Here is a 21,147-nt window from a genome sequence, read left to right as displayed (position 1 = left end):
CGAGACGGGGCCTTCGTCGTCCCTGCCGCGGGGGTCGCCGCCACCGGGCCGAGAGGCGGCCGAGCGGGTCAGGAGGCGCGGGTCACGACAGCAGGGAGCCCCGCGTCGAGATCATGGTCACCATGCGCTCGAGCGCGTAGACCGGGTCGCGCTCGGCACCCTTGACCGCGGCGTCGGTCTCGGCGAGCACCTCGATGCACCGGCCCAGCCCCTCTTCTGACCAGCCGCGCAGGTCGCGTTGCGCCCGCTCGACCTGCCACGGGGCGAGCCCGAAGCGTGACGCGAGCTGGCCGGAGCCGCCGTACGAGCCCTGCAGCTTGGCCATCGTCCGGATCTTCATCGCGAAGGCGGCCACGACCGGGACGGGGTCGGCCCCGGTCGAGAGCGCGTGTCGCAGCAGGACGAGCGCCTGGCCCTGCTGACCGGCGATGGCCGCGTCGGCCACCTTGAAGGCGTTCGTCTCGACCCGCCCCGAGTAGTACTTCTCGACGGTGGCCTCGGTGATCTCGGCCGCGGCGTCGCTGATCAACTGCTGGCAGGCGCTGGCGAGCTCGGCCAGGTCGTCGTTGAAGGCCGTGACGAGCGCCCGCAGGGCCCCCTGCGAGATGCGCCGACGTTCGGCGGAGAACTCGGCGGCCGCGAACTCGAGCTTCTCGGTGTCTTTCTTGAGTTCGGCGCAGACGACCTCGAGGCCGCCGCCCGTGCCGCCGCGGATCGCGTCCAGCAGCTTCTTGCCCCGGACGCCGCCACCGTGACGCAGCACGACGGTCGTGTCGTCGGCGGGGGTCTCGAGGTAGCGGAGGGTCTCGGTCAGGAACGCGTCGGTGCACTTCTCGACGTTCGAGACCCGGATGAGGCGCGGCTCGGCGAAGAGCGACGGGCTGGCCAGGGTGACGAGCTCACCGGGCTGGTAGTGGTCGGCCTCGAGGTCGTGCACCTCGAGGCTCGGGTCTTCGGCGGCGAGCTGGTCGCGCAGTTGACGCGTGGCCCGGTCGGCGAGGAACTGCTCGGGCCCGCTGACCAGTACGACAGACGCGGGCCGGATGCGGTCCCACCCGACCTGGTCGATCGCGACCGTCGACTTCTTGGCGGTCCTGCCGCTCGCTCGCGCTGCCATGCTGCCTCTCGGACGTCGTCCCACGGGCGCGGGGCCCGCCGCGCCTCCTCCGATGCTAGAGGACCCCACCGACCCCGCCGACCCGGCCGACGAACCGGCCTCGGTACGAGGGGACGCGTGCTCGCTCCACACGCGGAGGCCCACCACCCCGTCGGCCCCGACGACGGGCACGACCGCAGCCTCGCCCGCCTCGTCGCTGCGAACCACGACTCCCCCGGCCGCCCGCACCGTCTCGAGGGCGGTGTCGGTCGGGTGCCCGTAGGAGTTGTCCGCGCCGACCCCGATGAGTCCGACCCGCGCCGCCACCCGCTCGTAGAGCCCGGCGAGCTGGTCGGCCGAACCGTGGTGCGAGACCTTGACGACGTCCACCCGGGCGAGTCCGGCCTCGGCCTCGGGCGACGAGGCGAGTCGGCGCTGGGCGGTCTCGCCGAGATCTCCCAGGTCGAGCAGTGACAGGCACCCGGTCGAACACCCCGGCCCCGGGTCGACCCTGAGCACCAGGCTGGCGTCGTTGCCGGCAGGCGTCGCGGGCGGCGGCCAGAGCAGCCGCCACGTGAGCTCGCCGAGGCGTCCTCGGGTGCCGGCCCGCGCCTCCTGGACGTCGGCGCCGGCGTCGGCCAGCGCCGTGACGACGGCCGCGTCGTCCGACCGGCCGGTCGGGCCGACGAGGACGGTGCCCACGCGGCCGACGACCGCGTCGACCGCCCCGACGTGGTCGCGGTCGAAGTGGGTCAGCACGAGCAGGTCGACGCGTCCGACCCCGAAGGTCGAGAGGCACCGGCGCAGGGCGGCCTCGTCGTCGCCCACGTCGACCAACGCGACGGCCGGGCCGCTGCGCACGAGCACGGCGTCGCCCTGGCCCACGTCGCACTGGGCGACGACCCAGTCGTCGGGCACCGAGGCGCGGGTCACCAGGGTGCGCCCGGCCACCACGCCCGCCGTCACGGTCACGACGGCGACGAGCAGCGCCGCCGTGAGCGCCCTCGTGCGGCCGCGGGCCCGGGCGACGAGCGCCACGACGATCAGCGCGGTCAGCCCGACGAGCGCGGCGACCCCGAGCCCCGACGGGCTCCAGTCGACCCGGGTCACCGGCCAGGTCGCCGCCGCGCGCGCCACGGCGGCCACCCACGACGCCGGCAGCCAGGAGACCCCGGCGACGACACCGGCCGCCCCGGGGGCCCAGGGGGCCAGCACGCAGACGACCAGCCCGCCCACGGTCGCCAGCGGGGCCGCGGGCCCGGCCAGCACGTTGGCGGGCACGCCGTGCAGGGCGATGGTCGGTTCGAGGGCCAACAGGACGGGTTGACAGGCGAGTTGGGCCGCCGCCGGCACGGCGAGGGCCGCCGCCACGGGCTCGGGCACGAGCCGGGCGAGCAGGACGGTCAGCGGTCCGCCCAGCACGACCAGCCCGGTGGTGGCGAGCACCGACAGGACGAAGGCGAGGTCGCGGGCCAGCCACGGGTCGACGACGAGCAGGCCGGTGACCGCCAGGGCGACGACCGGCACGCCCGCGATCGGCCGGGCGACGGCGAGGTGGACGAGGACGATCACGGCCATGACCGTCGCCCGGACGATGCTCGGCTCGGGGGTGACGAGCACGACGAAGGCCACGAGCACGCCCACGGCCAGTGCCGACCGCACGAGCCGGGGCAGGCGCAGCAGGGCTCCCCCGAGCATCACGAGCGTGACGAGCACGGCGCAGTTCGAGCCGGACACCGCCGTGAGGTGGCTGAGCGACGCCGCCGTCATGTCGGCGTCGAGGTCGTCGGGCACGCCCGACGTGTCGCCGATCGCGAGCCCCGGCAGCAGGGCGCCGCCGTCACCCGGCAGACGTGCCGCCACGGCGCGGAAGGACGACCGCAGCCCGTTCGACCAGGCCGAGGCCCCACCCGGCTCGGCCAGGAGGTCGAGCCGCCCGACCGAGCCGCCCTCGAACGCGACCGACTCGCCGTACCTCACGGGGCCCGGCACGAGCCGGGACGACACGCGCGAACCGATCTCGACCGGGCGAGCGGAGCCGACCCGCGCACCGAACAGCCTCACGCGCACGGCCGACCGGAGCACCACCGCCCCCTGGCCGACGTCGACCCGGTCGACCGACAGGGTCAGCACGTCGGCCCGGCCGTCGACCCGGTCGAGGGTGCGGCCCTCGACCGTCACGGCGTGCCCCACGGCCGACACGAGCACCGGCGGGTGACGGATCTCGTCACGCGCCGCGGCCTGACCCGTCAGCCCGGCGCAGACCCCGGCCTCCAGGGCCACCACCAGCAGGACGGCCCCGATCACACCCCCGGCCGGTCGGGTCACGACAGCGGCCCCGAGAGCGACCGCCCCGACGACGACCGCGACCGTGGCGACGAGCGCCAGCAGCCCCGGCCGCGTCATTCCGACCGCGAGCCCGGCCCACGCCACGCCCACGGGCACGCCGAGCCGCAGGTCGAGCACCCGCCCGGGCGTCACACCCGCACCCGGTCGCGCAGCTTCTCGAGGGTCTTCGGGCCGATGCCCGGCACGCCGAGCAGGTCGTCGACGCTGCGGAAGCGCCCGTTCTCGTCACGCCAGGCCAGGATCGCGGCCGCCGTCGCCGGACCGACCCCGGGCAGGGTCTGCAGGGTCGCGTCGTCGGCCAGGTTCAGGTCGACCACGCCCCCGGCACCCGCACCCGCACCGCCGACGGCGTCCCCACCGGTGCCGCCCCCGCCACCCGGCCCGCCGGCCGCCGTCGGGCCGTCGGGCATCTCGCCCACGGCCGGCACCCGAAGCTGTTCTCCGTCGACGAGCGGCCGAGCGAGGTTGACGGCCGCCTGGTCCGCCTCGGCGGTGAAGCCGCCGGCGGCCGCCACCACGTCGACGACGCGCGAGCCCTCGGGCAGCTCGAACAGGCCGGGCGACGCCACCTGGCCGTGCACGTGCACGAAGACGACCGGGGCACCTCCGGGAGGCGCGGTGCCGGGCCCTGCGGACGGCCCCGCCCCGGTGCCCGGCTCGACGGTCACGAGGTCGCCGGCCGCGCCTCCTCGGGTCGCGAACGCGGACACGCCGACGCTCACGGCCAGGACGACCAGCAGGAGCACGACGACCGCTCCGAGGCCCACGCGCCACCGCGGACCACCCGGGTCGGACGGGTCGACGGCGGTGCGGAAGCTGACGGTCATGGCCCGTCACGCTACGAGCGGGCGGTCACCCGCACACGCGGCGACGGCCGCCCTGGGGAACCAGGACGGCCGTCGACGGGGTGGGGACGAGGCGCCCCCGACGGGGCCTACTTCACCGCGATGTTCACCAGGCGCGGAGCCCGCACGATGACGTTGACGATCTGCTTGTCGCCGATCGCGCGCTGCACGGCGGCCGAGTCACGGGCGAGGGCCTCGAGCTCGTCCGAGCCGATCTTCGGCGAGACCTCGAGCCGGTCGCGCACCTTGCCGTTGACCTGCACCACGGCCGTGACGCTCGTCTCGACGAGCAGCGTCGGGTCGGCCTTGCGCCACCCGTACGTGGCGATGCCGCCGCCGTCGTAGCCCAGCTTCTCCCACATCTCGGAGGCCGTGTAGGGCGCGAACAGCGACAGCCCCAGCGCCACGGTCTCGGTCGCCTCGCGGACGGCCGGGTCGGAGGCGCCGGGCCCCGAGTCGATGGCCTTGCGGACGGCGTTGGTGAGCTCCATCAGGCGGGCCACGACGACGTTGTACTTGAAGGCCTCGCTGAGCCCGGGGGCCTCGGCGAGGAACCGGTGCGTGACCCGGCGCAGCGCCTGATCGCCGTCGGCCCAGACCACGTCGGGCGAGCTGTCGACGTCGGTCGCGAGGCGGAACGCCCGGGCGAGGAACTTCGCCGAGCCGGCCGGCGAGACGTCGGCCCAGTCGATGTCGTCCTCTGGCGGGCCGGCGAAGGCCATCGTCAGGCGGATCGCGTCGACGCCGTGCGCGTCGATCTCGTCGGACAGGCTGACGACGTTGCCCTTGCTCTTGCTCATCTTCGCGCCGTCCTGCAGCACCATGCCCTGGTTCAGCAGCGCGCTGAAGGGTTCGGTGAAGTCGACGTGGCCGAGGTCGAAGAGCACCTTCGTGATGAACCGTGCGTAGAGCAGGTGCAGGATGGCGTGCTCGACGCCGCCGACGTACTGGTCGACCGGCGCCCACTTGCCGGCCTGGGCGGGGTCGAAGGCGCGATCGGCGTCGTTCGGGTCGAGGAACCGCAGGAAGTACCACGAGCTGTCGACGAAGGTGTCCATCGTGTCGGCGTCGCGGCGCGCCGGTGACCCGTCGCGCGGGTCGGGCACGTTCACCCAGTCCTCGGCGGCGCCGAGCGGCGAGCTGCCCTTCGGCTTCAGGTCGAGGCCCTCGGTCGACGGCAGCCGGACGGGCAGCTCGTCGTAGGGCACGGGCACCTCGACGCCGTCGGCGCCGTGCACGATCGGGATGGGCGTGCCCCAGAAACGCTGGCGCGAGATCAGCCAGTCGCGCAGGCGGTACGTCTTGGCCGCCTTGCCGTCGCCGGACGCCTCGAGCAGCTCGACGACGCGCTTGATCGCGTTCGACTTGCTGAGGCCGGTCAGGGCACCCGAGTTCATCAGGCGGCCGTCGCCGGTCAGGGCCACGCCCGTCTCGCGGGGGTTCAGGTCGGGCAGGTCGTCGGGCAGGATCGCCTGGCCGTCCTCGTCGAGCTCGAGCTTGGGGATCACCCCCGTGACGGGCGCGTTCGTGTCGACCACGACGCGCACCGGCAGGTCGTACTTGCGGGCGAAGTCGAGGTCGCGCTGGTCGTGCGCGGGCACGGCCATGACCGCGCCGTGGCCGTAGTCGGCCAGCACGTAGTCGGCGGCCCAGACCGGCATCGGGTCGCCCGTGAGCGGGTTCACCGCGACCCGGCCGAGCGGCACGCCGGTCTTGGGGCGTTCGCTCGACTGGCGCTCGATCTCGGTGGCCTTCTGCACCTCGACGAGGTACTCGGCGAAGGTCGCCTTGACGTCGTCCGTCGCGTCGGCGACGAGTTCGGCCGCCAGGTCGGAGTCGGGGGCGACGACCATGAAGGTCGCGCCGTAGAGGGTGTCGGGGCGCGTGGTGAAGACGGTGACCTTCTCGTCACGACCCTCGATCGTGAAGTGCACGTCGGCACCGATCGACCGGCCGATCCAGTTGCGCTGCATGTTGAGCACCTTGGTCGGCCAGCGACCCTCGAGCTGGTTGAGGTCGTCGAGCAGGCGGTCCGCGTAGTCGGTGATCTTGAAGTACCACTGCGTCAGCTTCTTCTTGACGACGACGGCACCCGACCGGTCGCTCGTCCCGTCGGCCAGCACCTGCTCGTTGGCGAGCACGGTCTGGTCGACCGGGTCCCAGTTGACCCAGCTGTCCTTCCGGTAGGCGAGGCCCTTCTTGTACATCTCGAGGAACAGCCACTGGTTCCACTTGTAGTACTCGGGGTCGCTCGTGTGCAGGACGCGGCTCCAGTCGAACGACGGCGCGTAGAGCTTCATGCTCTGCTTCTGCTGCGCGATGTTGGCGTACGTCCACTCGCGGGGGTCGACCCCGCGCTTGATGGCCGCGTTCTCGGCGGGCAGCCCGAAGCTGTCCCAGCCGATCGGGTGCAGGACGTTGAAGCCCTGCTGCCGCCAGTAGCGCGTCACCATGTCGCCCAGGGCGTACTGCTCGGCGTGCCCCATGTGCAGGTCGCCCGAGGGGTACGGGAACATGTCGAGGATGTACTTCCGCGGACGCTTGTCGTCGGGGTCGACGACGAAGGGCTGCTCGGCGTCCCAGCGGGCCTGCCACTTCTCTTGCAGGCGGGCGACGTCGTACTCGCGTTCGGGGGCCCCGCCGGGGGGCGTGCTGGCCGAGGAGGCGTCGGTCGCGGTCGTGTCGTGCTCGTGTGCCACGGGGCTCTCATTCACTGCTGGCAGTCGGTGCGGTGGGGGCGGACCGCCCGTGCCTGGGCACGACGACGTGCGCTGAGCGCAGCGATCCGCGACAAGGCTACCGAACGCCGCGCCACGTCACGACATGCGCACCGGCCCCCCGTCGGCCGCGCGGACGCCGAGGACGGCGAGCAGGGCCGCGGCCTTCAGCTCGACCTCGTCGCGTTCGTCGGCCGGCACCGACGAGATCGTGATGCCGCCGCCCACGCCGACGCGAGCCCCGGCCGGTCGCGCGGGGCGCCCCGGGGCGGCGGCCAGGGCCCGGTGCACCTCGATCGACCGGATGACCATCGCCAGGTGCGCCGACCCGTCGCGCCCGAGCCACCCCGTCGCGCCCGAGTAGACGCCCCGGGGCGCCCCCTCGAACCCGGCCAGCAGCTCGACGGCGCGGCGCTTGGGCGCCCCGGTCATCGACCCCGCCGGGAACGCCGCCTCGACCACGTCGGTCGCCGTGCGTCCGGGTGCGAGTCGCGCCCTGACGGTGCTGACCAACTGGTGGACGTGCTCGTACGAGTGCACCGCGAGCAGTTCGGTGACCTCGACCGAGCCGAGACGGGCCACGCGGGCCAGGTCGTTGCGCACGAGGTCGACGATCATGACGTTCTCGGCGCGCTCCTTCTCGCTCTCGAGCAGCTCGCGGGCGAGCGAGGCGTCGTCGGCCCCCGAGCCGCGTCGTCGCGTGCCCTTGATCGGCGACGACGAGACGACGCCGTCGGTCGACACCTCGACGAACGCCTCGGGCGACGCCCCCACGACCGACACGTCGCCGATCCGCACGAACGACGCGTGCGGCGCCGGCGACGAACGACGGAGGTGCGCGAAGGCCTCGAGGGCGTCGACCCCGCCCGCGACGTCGACCGCCGTGGTCAGGCAGAGCTGGTAGGCCTCGCCCGCCGTGATGGCCCGGCGACAGCGGTCGATCAGGTCGAGGTACTCGCCCGGCCGGTGCCGCCAGCGGGCCGTCGGGGTGTCCGACCCGCCGGAGGAGGCGCGGGTCGGCCCGGGCACCGGCGGCTCGACGGGCACGTCGCCCCAGGTCTCGGCGACCCGGCCGGGCCACGGGTCGCCCGCGCGCGCCACGGCCTCGACCGAGCGAGCGGCGTGGTCGAACACGAGGGCACGGTCGACGTCGAGCAGGGCGACGTCGGGGGCGTCCCCCTCGGCGGCCGTGGTCGCGGACGTGGCCGCCGGCCGGTGCCCCGCGGTGGCGTCCCGGTCGATCAACCGGCAGCCGAAGCCGTAGCCGAGCCAACCGGCCCAGCCGAGCGGGTCGCTGCCTGGTTCGACGTCGGCGAGGTCGTCGCGCACCGCCTGCCAGAGCCGGTCGGCGCCCCCGTCGCGCACGTCGCCCGTCGCGGGGCGGCCCCAGCCGACGATCGAGCGCCCCCGCGAGGCGTCGAGACCCGCGTCCCGCCACACGACGTCGTCGGTCGCGGCCAGGTGCCGCACCACGGACTCGGGGTCGCGCCACGGCAGGGAGGATCGGACGACCGCGGGGCGCATACCCTCGATCCTATGAGCGGAACGGCGACCCGATGAGTGTGGAGCGATGAGCGCGGGGGCGCCGGGCGGCGCGGTGCTGCACGTCTGGCAGGGCGGCGAGCTGCGTCCGTCCGAGGGCGGGCGGGACGACGAAGCCGACCCGCGCCTCCTCGTCGCCGACTCGTGGCTCGTCGACGACGGGCGGGTGCTCGCCCTCGACGTGCACCGCGACCGGTTCACCGGCTCGGTGGCCGAGGCGCTGGCGCGCCCGGACGTCACGACCGGCCCCGACGCCGGCGAACCGGCGGCGTTCTGGGCGGCCGCCGTCGCGGCCCTTCCCCGGACGGGCGCGTGGTTCCCCCGCGTCGAGCTCGTCGCGGTCGACCGCCCGGACGGGCGGCCCGGTGGGGGCGGCGGCGCGCGGCTGCAGCTGCGCCTCCGGCCCGCTCCCCCGCGTCGCCGCTCGGTCGTCCTCGCGACGGCGGACCACGACCCTCGGACGCGGCCCACGGTCAAGGGGCCCGACCTCGCGGCGCTGGGTGCGCTCGTCGCGGACGCCCGCGCGCGCGGAGCCGACGAAGCCGTGCTGCTCTCGCCCGAGGGTCACGTCGTCGAAGGCGCCTGGAGCTCGATCGTCTGGTGGCGCGGCGACGCCCTCTGCCTGCCTGCCGACGACCTGCCGCGCCTGCCGGGCGTGACGCTCCGCACCCTGACGACCCTCGCCGCCGTCCTGGGCGTCGACGTGCTGCACGACCGCACCCGCCCCGACGAGCTCGACGGCTTCGAGGTGTGGAGCCTCGGTGCGCTGCACGGCCCGCGCATCGTCACCGGCTGGGTCGGGGGGCCGTCACCCGCCGAGGAGCCCGGTCGCCTCGGGCTCTGGCGCGGCCGGCTCGACCGGCTCCGTCGGCCGATCGACGCCTGACCGCGGCGCCGACCGGAGCGGGGGTCAGCCGCGGACCCACGGCTCGGGTCCGCCGTCGGAGTCGACGGACGACGACGCCTCGATCTCGCGCAGCCGACCCGCCTCGACCCGGACGCGACGCGTCACCAGGTCGGCGGGCACCTCGACGTGCGAGATCACGACGACCGTGGCGCCGTCGTCGCGTGCCGTCGTGAGGACGTCGCGCACGAGCCGACCGGCGGTCTCGGGGTCGAGGCCGGCCGTGGGCTCGTCGAGCACGAGCACCGGGAAGCCCCGCAGCAGGGCACGGGCCAGCGAGATGCGCTGGGCCTGACCACCCGAGACGAGGGCGCCACGCTCACCCACCGGGGCGTCGAGACCGCCGCGCCCGGCGGCCCAGCGTCCGAGCCCGACGCGGTCGAGCACGCCGAGCAACTCGTCGTCGGTGGCGGTGTCGCGGGCGAAGAGCAGGTTCTGTCGCAGCGACTCGTCGAAGAGGTGGGGCGCCTGTTCGATGAGACCCACCGTCGCCCGGACGGCCGCCGGTCGCAGCGTCGCGGTGTCGACTCCCCCGACCTCGTAGCGACCGGTGTGTTCGACGAAGCGCGCGAGGACCGACGCGAGCGTGGTCTTGCCGGCCCCGCTCGGACCCTCGACGACCATCCGGTCGCCCACCGCAACGTCGAGGTCGACGCCGCGGAGGGCCGGCCCCGCGGCCCCGGGCCAGGTCGCCGAGACGTCACGGAGGCGCAGTGCCGGCGGTGGCGTCGCCCGCGTCGTCGCCGCGGAGGTCGCGGACGACGACCCACCGGGTGCGGGGCCCACCTCCGCCGTGTCGGCGTCGGCTCCGACGCGCCCCCGGGCGACGGCGTCGACGTCCCCCGGGCCGACGGCTCCGTCGTCCACGACGCCGACCGGCACCTCGTCCGGCACGGCCGAGTCCACGCGCTCGCCGCTCGCCCGCACCCGTCGCCAGGCGAGCACGGCCGTCGGCACGGCCCCGACGACCTCGAACACGGCGAGCGGCACGAGCACGACCAGCGCGAAAGCCGGCCCCGAGAGGTCGCCCGAGGCCACGGCAGGGGCCACGACCGGCACGGTGGCGAGCACCGCGGCGCCCGAGAGCGCCGACAGGACCGCGGCGACGACGCCGGCGGTGAGGGCTCGACGCGAGGAGGCGCGGCGCAGGTCGGCGTCGAGCGTCGCGACCCGGCCGAGCTGGGCCTCGACCGCCTCGAACGCCACGAGGACGTCGAGGTTCTGCACGAGGTCGACCACGGCCGTCGAGAGCGCCCCGCGCCGAGCCGCGAGGGTGCGCTCGTTCCGTCGGGCGAGCCGGTCGGCCGCGACGCACCCGACGACGAGGGCGACGACCAGCGCGCCGGCCAGGACGGCCGCCGCCGCGGGTGAGACGAGGGCGACGCCGACGACGGCGACGACCGAGGTGAGGCCCGACACCACGAGCGGTTGCACGACCCGCAGCGGGAGGTCCTGCAGGGCGTCGACGTCGCCCACGACGCGCGCCAGGAGGTCGCCGCGGTCCGAGCGCCCGAGGCCGGCCGGCGCCACGCGGACGAGCCGCCGGTAGAGCTCGGTGCGGACGACCGCCAGCTGCCGGAAGGCCGCGTCGTGGCTCGCGAGGCGTTCGACGTAGCGGAACGCCGCCCGGGTCAGGGCGAAGGCGCGGACGCCGACGACGGCCAGCGAGAGGTAGAGGATGGGCGGCTGCTCGGCGGCCCGCGTGATCAGGTACGCCGACGCGGCGAGCAGGGCGACCGCCGACAGGGCGCTCAGCGATCCGGCGACGATGCCGGGTGCCGCCCGTCGCGGACCGGGCTGGGCGGTGCGGAGCAGCGAGCGCGTCACGAGGCGCCTCCGATCGTCACGACGAGGTCGGCCGCGTCGCTGACGGCCCGGCGGTGCGTGACGACCACCACGGCGACGCCCGTCGCCGCGATGCGCCGCAGGCCCGCGACGACGCGCGCCTCGGTGATGCGGTCGAGGGCCGACGACGGCTCGTCGACCAGCAGGAGGCGCGACCCCACCCGGTCGAGACGGTACAGGGCCCGGGCGACCGACACCCGCTGCGCCTGTCCCCCGGACAGCCCCTCGCCCCCGGCGCCGAGCACGAGCGCCGGGTCGAGCCCGGCCGCACCCGCCAGCTCGAGGGCACGGACCACGGCCGCCGTGTCGGGTTCGCCCCCCTCGCCGAGGGCGACGTTCGAGGCCACCGTGCCGGACGAGAGCCGGGGCGACTGCCCCGACCACGAGATCTCGGACCGGGCGGGAGCCCGGCCCGACGACCGCCAGACGACCCGCCCCTCGCACGGTTCGAGCCCGAGCACCGCGTCGAGCAGGGTGGACTTGCCGGCACCGCTCGGGCCGACGACGGCGGTGACGCGACCGGTCTCGGCGACGAACGAGGTCTCGGGCAGCCGCACCGCGCCTCCTCGGTCCACGTTCAGCCGGTCGACGACGAGGGCGTCCGCCGGGGCGCCGACGGAGCGGCGCTCGATCTCGACCGTCGGACCGGCGGGCGTCGCACCCGCGACGCCGTGCTCGTCGTCGAGCAGCTCGAAGACCTCCTCGGCCGCGGCGACCCCGTCGGCGGCGGCATGGTAGTTCTCTCCGACCCGGCGCAGGGGCAGGTAGGCCTCCGGGGTGAGCAGCAGGACGAACAGTCCCGCGGTCAGCCCCATCGCCCCCTCGACGAGCCGGATGCCGATCGACACGGCGACGAGGGCGACCGACAGCGACGCCGCGAGCTCGAGCACGAAACCGCTGAGGAACGACACGCGCAGGACCGTGACCGTCTCGACCCGGAGGTCGTCGGTGAGGCGACCGATGCGCTCGACCTGTCGACGCTCGCGGCCGAAGGCCTTGAGGGTCGACACGCCCGCCACGGCGTCGGCGAACGACGAGGCGAGACGGGTCAGTCGCTCCCACTGGCGGGCCTGGGCGGCCCGGGTGGTCCACCCGATCAGCACCATGAACACCGGGATGAGCGGCAGCGTCAGCACCACGATCACGGCGGACAACCAGTCGCGCGAGGCCATGACGGCGATGATCAGCGGAGTCGCCAGGACGGTCAGCACCAGCTGCGGCAGGTACCGGGCGAAGTACTCGTCGAGCGCGTCGAGCCCGGGGCCGACGAGGGTGGCCACCCGTGCCGACGAGTGCCGGTCGACCCAGGCCCGGCCGCGGTCCGCGACCGCGGCGACGACCCGGGCCCGCAGCTGGCTCTTGACCTGCGCCGCGGCCCGCGCGGCCGTCACCTCGAGCGCCCAGGCCACGAGCGACCGCGCCGCCACCGAGACGCCGAGCCCGAGCAGGGTGGTCGCGAGCCCCTGGGCGGCCCGTCCGTCGACGACCTGCACCACGGCCGACGTCGTGAACCAGGCCACGGCCACGATCGAGGCGGTCTGGGCGACGCCCAGCAGGGCGCCCAGCCCGAGGAACACCCGGGCGGCGGAGGCGTGGCGCAGGAGGCGCGGGTCGAGCGGCTTCACGGAGGCCGGCTCAGTGCGCGGCCGGGATCGCCGCACGGCTGATCCGTCTGCGGAAGATCCAGTACGTGAAGCCCTGGTAGCCCAGGATCAGCGGGACGAAGACGAGGGCGACCCAGCTCATGATCGTCAGGGTGTACGTGGAGCTGGACGCGTTCGCGATCGTCAGGCTGTTCGCCGGGTCGTTGCTGGCGGGCATCACGGCGGGGAAGAGCGCGGCGAACAGGCTGGCCACCGCCAGCGCGATCGTCACGGCCATGAGGCCGAAGGACCGGCCCTCGCGACCCCGGAGGTTCGCGACGAACGACGCGATCAGGCTGACGGCCGCCACGGCCGAGAGCACCGTCGACGCGAGGGTGCCGTGCATCAGCGAGGTCAGGGCGAGGAAGCCCGCGGCGACGACGATCGTGACGACCCCCGCACGGACGGCCAGACGGCGGGCGCGCTCGCGGATCTCGCCCTCCGTCTTGAGCGTCACGAACACCACGCCGTGCGTGAAGAAGAGCAGCAGGGTCGTGAGGCCGCCCAGCAGGGCGTAGGGGTTGAGCAGGTCGAGCACCGTCCCGGTGTAGTCGTGCCCCGCGTCCAGGGGGACGCCCTGGACCACGTTGGCGAAGACGAGGCCCCAGACGAACGCCGGCACGGCCGAACCGACCACGATCATCAGGTCGAAGCGGCGCTTCCACGAGGCCTCGGGGCGCTGGTGGCGGTACTCGAACGAGACCCCGCGGGCGATCAGGGCCAGCAGGATGACCAGCATCAGCAGGTAGAAGCCGCTGAACAGCGTGGCGTACCACTCGGGGAAGGCGGCGAACAGGAACGCGCCCGCGACGATGACCCAGGTCTCGTTGAGGTCCCAGACCGGGCCGATCGTGTTGATCAGCACACGCCGGTCGGTGTCGTCGCGCCCGAGGAAGGGCAGCGACATGCCGACGCCGAAGTCGAAGCCGTCGAGCACGAAGTAGCCGACGAAGAAGAAGCCGAGGACGACGAACCAGAGGGTGGGGAGGTCCATGGTCAGTGCCTTTCTCGCGAGGGTCCGGTGGGGGTCATGGGCATCAGTAGACCGTCGCCTCGTGGCGGATCTCGCCCGACGCGGGATCGGGCTCGGGGGCGTCCGCCGGTCCCTTCCGGGCGGCCTTCACGATGAGCTTGAACTCGACGACGGCGAGCGTGCCGTAGACCAGGGTGAAGGCGACGAGCGAGATGAGCACCGTCAGGCCGGTCACCCCGGGCGAGACGCCGTCCTCGGTCTTGAGCAGCCCGAAGACGAGCCAGGGCTGTCGACCCATCTCGGTGAAGACCCACCCGACGATCATCGCGAGCAGCGGCATCGGGTAGCTGTAGACCGCCGCGCGCCAGGCCCACCGGTTCTGCGGGAGTCGACCGCCCCGCGTGATCCAGAGGCCGACGACCGAGACGAGGACGCTGACCATGCCGAGGCCCATCATCCAGCGGAAGGACCAGTAGGTCACCCAGATCATGGGCGTGTAGTCGCCCGGGCCGTAGAGCTGCACGTACTGCGCCTGCAGGTCGTCGATCCCCTCGACCGTGCCGTCGAAGGTGTGCGTCGACAGGAACGACAACAGGTAGGGCACCCGGATGCTGAAGAGCTCGTGCACCCCGTCGGGCGTCCCCAGGGTGAAGATCGAGAACGAGGCGTCGGCCCCGGTGCTCGTCTTGTAGAGCGCCTCGGCGGCGGCCATCTTCATGGGCTGGGTCTCGACCATGGCGAGACCGAGCTGGTCGCCCGTCAGGAAGGTCAGCCCGCCGGCGACGACCATCGTCCAGAGGCCGAAGCGCAGGGCCGGGCGCATGGTCTCGAGGTGCTGGTTCCGTGAGAGGTGCCAGGCGGCGACCGCGACGATGACCGCGGCCGACACCATGAAGCAGGCGAAGATCGTGTGCGGGAAGGCCGCGAGGGCCACCTTGTTGGTCAGGACCTCCCAGATGCTGGTGAGCTCGGCCCGCCCCCTCTCCTCGTTGATGTCGTAGCCGACCGGGTTCTGCATGAAGGCGTTCGCGGCGATGATGAAGTACGCCGAGAGGATGCTGCCGACCGTCGCACCCCAGATGCTCGCGAGGTGCAGCTTCTGCGGCACCTTGTCCCAGCCGAAGATCCAGATGCCGATGAAGGTGGCCTCCAGGAAGAACGCGAGCAGGCCCTCGAGCGCGAGGGGGGCGCCGAAGACGTCGCCGACGAACCGCGAGTAGTCGGACCAGTTCATGCCGAACTGGAACTCCTGGACGATGCCCGTCACGACGCCCATCGCGAAGTTGATCAGGAAGATCTTGCCGAAGAACTGGGTGAGCTGGAGATGGTGGATGCGGCCGGTGCGCACCCACGCCGTCTGGAAGACGGCCACGGTGAAGGCCATGCCGATCGTGAGCGGCACGAAGAGGAAGTGGTAGATCGTGGTGAGGCCGAACTGCCAGCGGGACAACAGCAGCGGGTCGAGCAGCTCGTTCATCGGGATGCGCCTTCTCCCTCGGGTGGTGGTGGTGGTCGTGCGTCGCACCGTCGGGACGAGACGAGCATAGGTCCGTAGATAATCGACACCTGTCGTTTTGGACCCCCGGGCGCCGTGCACTCACTGTGAATAGGCTCGGGCGGGTGAACGACCTGCTGACGACCCTGCTCGACCTCGTGCAGTCCGTCGACCCCGTGCTGAGGACGGTGCTCGCGGGCGTCGCCATGGTGCTCGAGACGTCGGTCCTGCTCGGCCTGGTCGTCCCGGGCGACACGGTCGCCATCGTCTCGGCGACGGCGGTGGCGTCCCCGGTCGAGTTCGGGGCGCTCGTGGTCGCCCTCGTGCTCGGCGCCCTGGTGGGTGAGAGCGTCGGCTTCGCCCTCGGTCGCTTCTTCGGGCCCCGCATCAGGGCGAGCTTCCTCGGCCGCCGCATCGGCGAGGCGAACTGGGTCCGCGCCGAGAACTACCTCGCCCGACGGGGCGGCATCGCCGTCTTCGTCTCGAGGTTCCTGCCGGTGCTGCACTCGTTGATCCCGCTGACCGTCGGGACGAGCCCCATGCGGTACCGGACGTTCGTCGCGTGGACGACGCCCGCGTGCATCCTGTGGGCGCTCGCCTACGTGTCGGTCGGGGCCGCGGCCGCGGGCAGCTACCGCGAGCTCGCGGATCGACTGCACCAGGCCGGGTACGTCTTCGTCGGCATCATCGTGGCGTTCGCCCTCGTGGTGGTCGTCGTCAAGAAGCTCCTCCACCGGCGCGAGGAGCGGCACATGGCGCACCCCGACGGGGACGCGGGCGACGAGACCCCCTGACCCGCGCCTCCTCGGACCCCGGCCGCCCGCCCGGTGCGCCCGTCGGGCCGCGACGGCGGACCCGGACGACGAAAGAGCCCCGCTCCGCGGACGGAACGGGGCTCTCAGAGGGGTCTGCCTACTGGTCGAGCAGGCCCTTCTCGGTCAGGTAGTCCTTGGCGATGGTGGCCGAGGACTCCTTGTCGGTCTGGCTCTTCGAGTTGAGCTGCTGCAGGTCGGAGGGGCTCAGGACCGCGTCGACGCTGTCGATGACGTCCTGCGCGTCGGAGTCGACCTTGTCGGACACGATCGGGACCACGTTCTGCGGCAGGATCATGTTCTCGGGGTCGTCGAGGGTGACGAGGTCGTTCTCGGCGATCAGCGGGCTGGCCGTGTAGATGTCGGCCAACTGGACGCTGCCGTCGGTGAGGGCCTTGACCGTCAGCGGGCCACCGCCGTCGTCGATCGGGGTCGAGGTCACGTCGACGCCGTAGACGCTCTTCAGGCCGGGAGGGCCGTAGGGGCGTTCGGCGTTCTCGGGCGGAGCGCCGAGGGCCAGCGTGCCGGAGTAGTCCTTGAGGTCCGCGAGGCTCGTGATGTCGTTGTCCTCGGAGAACTGCTTCGTCACGTTGTAGCTGTCCTGGTCGGACGCCTCGGCGGCCTTGAGCGCCGTCAGGCCGTCGGGCAGGGCCTCGGCCAGGGCGGCCTCGACCTCTTCGGGCGACTTCGCGGTCTCTTCTTTGTCGTAGTACTGCAACAGGTTGCCCGTGTACTCGGGGAAGACGTCGATCTTGCCCGACTCGAGCTCGGGCAGGTAGACCTCTCGCTGACCGATCTGGTACTGACGGTCGACCGTGTAGCCCTTGGCCTCGAGGGCCTGGGCGTACAGCTCGGCGATGATCTCGTTCGAGTAGTACTGCTGCGAGCCGATGACGAGCGTGTCGCCGTCGCTCGACGCGGACGAGTCGCCCGAGCTCAGCGGGTCGCTCGACGCGCACCCTGCCAGGGCCACCATGGCCCCGATCGCGACTGCACCGAGAACGGTGAGCCGGCCCTTCTTGTTCGCTGTGATCACTGTGTGCCTTTCGTGAGGGGTGTTGCCGTGACCGCCCCGGGCCGGACGGCCTTGGAGCGGGTGTCGGAGGGGCGACCGGCCGTGACCCCGGCGGGGACGACCAGGCGCTGGACGATCGAGAAGACCACCTCGAGGACGACGGCGAGGGCTATCACGACGATCGAACCCGCCAGCATCTGGGTGTAGTCGTTCGACCGCAGGCCACGGAAGATGTAGGTGCCCAGGCCGCCGGCACCGACGACGGTGGCGATGGTCGCCGTCGCCACGACCTGCAACGTGGCCGAGCGGATGCCGCCGATGAGGAGCGGCAGCCCGAGGGGCACCTCGACCTTGGTGACGATCTGCCACTCGGTCATGCCCACGGCCCTGGCCGCGTCGACGGTCTTGCGGTCGACGGCCTCGAAGCCCGAGTAGGCGCCGGCCAGCACCGAGGGGATGGCCAGGACGACGAAGGCGATCATCGGCGCCGTGATGCCGATGCCGACGAGCAGCGCCAGCAGGAACACCAGCCCGACGGTGGGCAGGGCCCGTGCACCACCGGTCAGGGCGACGGCGAGGGTCCGGCCACGACCCGTGTGTCCGATGAGGTAGCCCGCCGGGATGGCGAGGACCGAGGCGATGACCACGGCGACGATCGTGTACCAGAGGTGTTCGCCCAACCGGGTGGGGACCCCGTCGACTCCCGAGAGGTGCGCGGGGTCGCCCAACCAGGCGAAGGCGTCGAGGAAGAGGTTCACGGCGCCACGACCTTCTGCCGGGCCCAGGTGGGCGTGTTCGCCCTGGTCGGGGCCTGACCCCTCGTCCAGGGCATGAGGGCTCGACCGAGCAGGACCAGCAGACCGTCGAGGACCAGCGCCATGACGATGGTGAGGACGATGCCGGCCACGATCTCGGCCATGATGTCGCGCTGCAGCCCGTCGTTGAAGAGCAGTCCGAGCCCGTTGATGCCGAGGATGCCGCCGACGGTGGCCAGGCTGATGGTGCTGACCAGGACGACGCGGAGGCCGGCGAGCAGGACCGGGCCGGCCAACGGGATCTCGACGCGCCAGAACCGCTGCCATCCCGAGTAGCCGATGGCCGTGGCGGACTGGCGCACGTCGGCCTCGACCGACTGGAGGCCGTCCGCGACCGACCGGACCATGAGGGCGACGCCGTACAGGGTGAGGCCGATGATGAGGTTCGTGTTGCTGCGGATGCTGTAGCCGATGAGACCGGGCAGCACGACGAGCAGGGCGAACGAGGGCACGGCGTAGAAGAGTCCGGCGACCGCCAGGACGACGCCACGCAGCCGCGCGTACCGGTTGGCCGCCCACCCGATCGGCAGCGAGATGACGAACGCCAGGACGACCGGGGGCACGCTGAGGCCGAGGTGCACGATCGTCTTGTCGAGGACGTAGTCGCTGTTCGACACGATCCAGTTCACGACGCCCGCCCACCTCGGACCGGCTCGGTCAGCACCCCGGCGGTGCGTCCGTCGCCGTCGACGACCACCTGCCCGGTCGGGGTCTGCTCGACGTGGAGCGCGCGCTTGCCGCGGTTGGCCCCGACGAACTCGGCCACGAAGTCGGTCGCCGGCGCCGAGAGGATCTCGGCCGGGCTGCCCTGCTGGGCGATGTGACCGCCCTTCTCGAGGATGACCACCTGGTCGCCGAGGTAGAAGGCCTCGTCGATGTCGTGCGTGACGAACACGACCGTCTTGTCGAGCTCGCGCTGCAGGCGGATGAGCTCTTGCTGCAGGTCGGAGCGGACGAGCGGGTCGACGGCGCCGAACGGCTCGTCCATGAGCAGGATGTTGGGGTCGACCGCGAGTCCGCGGGCGACGCCGACGCGCTGCTGCTGCCCGCCCGACAGCTGGCTCGGGTAGCGCTGGGCGAGGCCGCGGTCGAGCCCGACGGTGTCCATCAGCTCGAGGGCCCGGTCGCGCGCCGCCCGCTTCGAGGTGCCCGTGAGGACGGGCACGGTGGCGATGTTGTCGACGACCTTGCGGTGCGGCAGCAGACCGGAGTTCTGCATGACGTAGCCGATGCTGCGGCGGAGCGCCACCGGCTCGAGGTCGCCGATCGACTTGCCGTCGATCTCGATGACGCCGGAGGTCGGATCGACCATGCGGTTGATCATGCGGAGGATCGTCGTCTTGCCGCAACCACTCGAGCCGACGAAGACCGTGGTCTTGCGGGAGGGGATCACGAGGCTGAAGTCGTCGACCGCCAGGGTGCCGTCGGGGTACTGCTTCGTCACGGAACGGAACTCGATCATGGGTGGCTCATTCCTCGTGGGCAGCACGAATCGACACTTGCCAGGGCGTTCACCCAACCACAGATCTCGACGATGTGTCATCGACCTCGCCGAGGCCGCGGACACACGCCGTCACACGGCCCGCGAGGTCAGCGCAGGGTGACGAGCGGCTCGAGGTAACCCGTCAGGACCGACCGGCACTGGCCCACGAAGCGCTCGTCGCCCGTGACGTCGTCGATGAACGCCCGCGCGAGCAGGGCGTTGGCGATCTCGACCGCGACCTGCAGGCCCAACTCGAGCTCGTCGGTGCGGACGACCGAGCAGTGGTCGACGAAGACGGCCGACAGCTGCTCGGCCAGCGGACTCGTGTACGGGCGCGACTCGGGCGTGCGCACGTCGGGTGCGTCACCGAACCGGATCGCGCGGAACCCGGGCTCGCTGCGGTACATCTCGGCCTTGGCGTCGACGAAGGACTCGACGGCACGACGCCAGTCGGTGACGACGTCGTCGGACACGAGCTCGGTCACGCGACCGGTCAGCCGCTGCACGCAGCGGAGGGCGAGGGCGTCGACGACGGCGATGCGGTCGGGGAAGTACCGGTAGACGGTGCCGATCGAGGCGCCCGCGCGCTCGGCCACCATGGCCGTCGTCAGACGCTCGTAGCCGATCTCGTCGATGATGGCCGCGGCCGCGTCGAGCAGGCCGGTGAGCCGCGCCGAGCTGCGGGCCTGGACGGGCTCGTTCCTGAGCAGCGGTGAACCCCCGGGCAGTGCGTCATTGACGTCGGTGACGAGCAACGTTTCTCCGTTTCGTGGCGATGCCTCGACGGGGTCGGGCATGGTGCGACGACGTCGAGGGTGACCGTGGTGTCGGTCACCGGTTGTCGGCGGCTGCCGTCAGAATGGACCGCATGTGCGGACGATTCGTGATGGCGCGCGCCTCGAGCGACCTGGTGGCCCTCTTCGACGTCGATGTATCAGGAGAAAGTCTCCCAGAGCCTTCCTGGAATATCGCTCCGACTCGACCGGTGAGTCTGCTGGTCGACGCCGCTCCGCGGGGTGACGACGCGGGTGGTCCGCCGGTGCGGCGACTCGCCGCCGCCCGCTGGGGTCTCGTGCCTGGTGGGTCGACCGGCCCCGACGTCGGCCCGCCGTTGTTCAACGCGCGCTCCGAGTCCGCCGCCGAGAAGCCGTCGTTCCGCGACGCCGTCGCCTCGCGGCGGGGGCTGGTGCCGGCGACGGGCTGGTACGAGTGGCAGACCCTCCCCGACGGCCGGAAGCGCCCGGTCCTCGTCCGCCTGCCCGACGACGAGGTGATCCTGTTCGGGGCGCTGTACGAGTGGTGGCGCGATCCGTCCGCCGAGGTGGGCGCCCCGTCTCGGTGGCTGCTGTCGACGACCGTCCTGACCCGCGCCTCCTCGGGTCCCGTGTCCGAGGTGCACGACCGGATGCCCCTGCTCGTCGGCACCGACGTCATGGACGACTGGCTCGACCCCGAGACCGAGGGCGACGACGACCTGGTCCAGGGCATCGCGGGCCTCGGCACCGAGATCGCCGAGCGCCTCCTGCACCACGAGGTCGGCCCCGAGGTCGGCACGACGACCGTCGACCACCCCGGGCTGCTCGATCCCGTGCACTGAGCCGCCCGCCCGGCGG

General features: G+C 72.9%; 16 protein-coding genes and 1 pseudogene. 3 read left to right on the top strand and 14 right to left on the bottom strand.

What is annotated here, in order from left to right; translation table 11 throughout:
- Nucleotides 1–82 precede the first annotated feature (82 nt).
- The 5 genes and pseudogenes from holA to AC3CCI_RS14100 form a co-directional block, all read right to left on the bottom strand.
- Nucleotides 83–1,117: a DNA polymerase III subunit delta gene (holA, locus tag AC3CCI_RS14120; RefSeq protein WP_488628695.1), complete on the bottom strand. Its 1,035-nt coding sequence runs from the start codon at nucleotides 1,115–1,117 to the stop codon at nucleotides 83–85.
- A 669-nt stretch (nucleotides 1,118–1,786) separates the two neighbouring features.
- Nucleotides 1,787–3,502, bottom strand: a pseudogene (locus tag AC3CCI_RS14115) (ComEC/Rec2 family competence protein); the annotation flags it as partial.
- A gap of 71 nt (nucleotides 3,503–3,573) precedes the next feature.
- Nucleotides 3,574–4,272, bottom strand: coding sequence for a helix-hairpin-helix domain-containing protein (locus AC3CCI_RS14110; RefSeq protein WP_488627572.1), 699 nt, complete (start codon nucleotides 4,270–4,272; stop codon nucleotides 3,574–3,576).
- 107 nt (nucleotides 4,273–4,379) lie between these two features.
- A complete protein-coding gene (gene leuS / locus AC3CCI_RS14105; protein WP_488627571.1) occupies nucleotides 4,380–6,989 on the bottom strand; it encodes a leucine--tRNA ligase in 2,610 nt (869 codons plus the stop codon).
- Nucleotides 6,990–7,106: 117 nt separating this feature from the next.
- A complete protein-coding gene (locus AC3CCI_RS14100) occupies nucleotides 7,107–8,531 on the bottom strand; it encodes an anthranilate synthase component I family protein (RefSeq protein ID WP_488627570.1) in 1,425 nt (474 codons plus the stop codon).
- A gap of 46 nt (nucleotides 8,532–8,577) precedes the next feature.
- Between AC3CCI_RS14100 and AC3CCI_RS14095 the strand changes: the two genes are divergently transcribed.
- Complete coding sequence (locus AC3CCI_RS14095) at nucleotides 8,578–9,435, top strand: aminotransferase class IV (RefSeq protein WP_488627569.1); 858 nt, start codon at nucleotides 8,578–8,580, stop codon at nucleotides 9,433–9,435.
- A gap of 24 nt (nucleotides 9,436–9,459) precedes the next feature.
- On the opposite strand, the gene cydC is transcribed toward AC3CCI_RS14095, so the two are convergent.
- The 4 genes from cydC to AC3CCI_RS14075 are packed head-to-tail and all read right to left on the bottom strand — an operon-like array spanning nucleotide 9,460 to nucleotide 15,391.
- The gene (gene cydC / locus AC3CCI_RS14090; protein ID WP_488627568.1) at nucleotides 9,460–11,280 is read right to left on the bottom strand and encodes a thiol reductant ABC exporter subunit CydC; all 1,821 of its coding nucleotides are present in this window, start codon (nucleotides 11,278–11,280) and stop codon (nucleotides 9,460–9,462) included.
- Complete coding sequence (gene cydD, locus AC3CCI_RS14085) at nucleotides 11,277–12,923, bottom strand: thiol reductant ABC exporter subunit CydD (protein WP_488627567.1); 1,647 nt, start codon at nucleotides 12,921–12,923, stop codon at nucleotides 11,277–11,279. The genes cydC and cydD overlap by 4 nt, the downstream gene beginning before the upstream one ends.
- Nucleotides 12,924–12,933: 10 nt before the next feature.
- Nucleotides 12,934–13,935, bottom strand: a complete 1,002-nt coding sequence (cydB, locus tag AC3CCI_RS14080) for a cytochrome d ubiquinol oxidase subunit II (protein WP_488627566.1) — start codon at nucleotides 13,933–13,935, stop codon at nucleotides 12,934–12,936.
- Between the two features lie 43 nt (nucleotides 13,936–13,978).
- Nucleotides 13,979–15,391: a cytochrome ubiquinol oxidase subunit I gene (locus AC3CCI_RS14075; RefSeq protein WP_488627565.1), complete on the bottom strand. Its 1,413-nt coding sequence runs from the start codon at nucleotides 15,389–15,391 to the stop codon at nucleotides 13,979–13,981.
- Nucleotides 15,392–15,534: 143 nt separating this feature from the next.
- Between AC3CCI_RS14075 and AC3CCI_RS14070 the strand changes: the two genes are divergently transcribed.
- Complete coding sequence (locus tag AC3CCI_RS14070; RefSeq protein WP_354595165.1) at nucleotides 15,535–16,203, top strand: DedA family protein; 669 nt, start codon at nucleotides 15,535–15,537, stop codon at nucleotides 16,201–16,203.
- A 118-nt stretch (nucleotides 16,204–16,321) separates the two neighbouring features.
- Here the strand turns inward: AC3CCI_RS14070 and AC3CCI_RS14065 are convergent, their stop codons facing one another.
- The 5 genes from AC3CCI_RS14065 to AC3CCI_RS14045 all read right to left on the bottom strand — a co-directional run bounded on the left by AC3CCI_RS14065 (nucleotide 16,322) and on the right by AC3CCI_RS14045 (nucleotide 20,289).
- Nucleotides 16,322–17,257, bottom strand: a complete 936-nt coding sequence (locus tag AC3CCI_RS14065) for an ABC transporter substrate-binding protein (RefSeq protein ID WP_354595166.1) — start codon at nucleotides 17,255–17,257, stop codon at nucleotides 16,322–16,324.
- Complete coding sequence (locus tag AC3CCI_RS14060) at nucleotides 17,254–17,994, bottom strand: ABC transporter permease (protein WP_488627564.1); 741 nt, start codon at nucleotides 17,992–17,994, stop codon at nucleotides 17,254–17,256. The genes AC3CCI_RS14065 and AC3CCI_RS14060 overlap by 4 nt, the downstream gene beginning before the upstream one ends.
- Complete coding sequence (locus tag AC3CCI_RS14055) at nucleotides 17,991–18,680, bottom strand: ABC transporter permease (RefSeq protein ID WP_488627563.1); 690 nt, start codon at nucleotides 18,678–18,680, stop codon at nucleotides 17,991–17,993. The genes AC3CCI_RS14060 and AC3CCI_RS14055 overlap by 4 nt, the downstream gene beginning before the upstream one ends.
- On the bottom strand, nucleotides 18,677–19,513 hold the full coding sequence (locus AC3CCI_RS14050; protein WP_354595169.1) for an ABC transporter ATP-binding protein: 837 nt from the start codon (nucleotides 19,511–19,513) through the stop codon (nucleotides 18,677–18,679). Before AC3CCI_RS14050 ends, AC3CCI_RS14055 begins: the two co-directional genes overlap by 4 nt.
- A gap of 128 nt (nucleotides 19,514–19,641) precedes the next feature.
- Nucleotides 19,642–20,289, bottom strand: a complete 648-nt coding sequence (locus AC3CCI_RS14045) for a TetR/AcrR family transcriptional regulator (protein ID WP_488627562.1) — start codon at nucleotides 20,287–20,289, stop codon at nucleotides 19,642–19,644.
- A 20-nt stretch (nucleotides 20,290–20,309) separates the two neighbouring features.
- On the opposite strand from AC3CCI_RS14045, the gene AC3CCI_RS14040 reads away from it, so the two are divergent.
- The gene (locus tag AC3CCI_RS14040) at nucleotides 20,310–21,131 is read left to right on the top strand and encodes an SOS response-associated peptidase (protein WP_488627561.1); all 822 of its coding nucleotides are present in this window, start codon (nucleotides 20,310–20,312) and stop codon (nucleotides 21,129–21,131) included.
- Nucleotides 21,132–21,147: the final 16 nt, after the last annotated feature.

It is taken from the genome of Frigoribacterium sp. CF331 (assembly GCF_057787905.1).
Note: the sequence above shows the minus strand (reverse complement) of the source record. Positions and strands in the feature narration are given on the sequence as shown.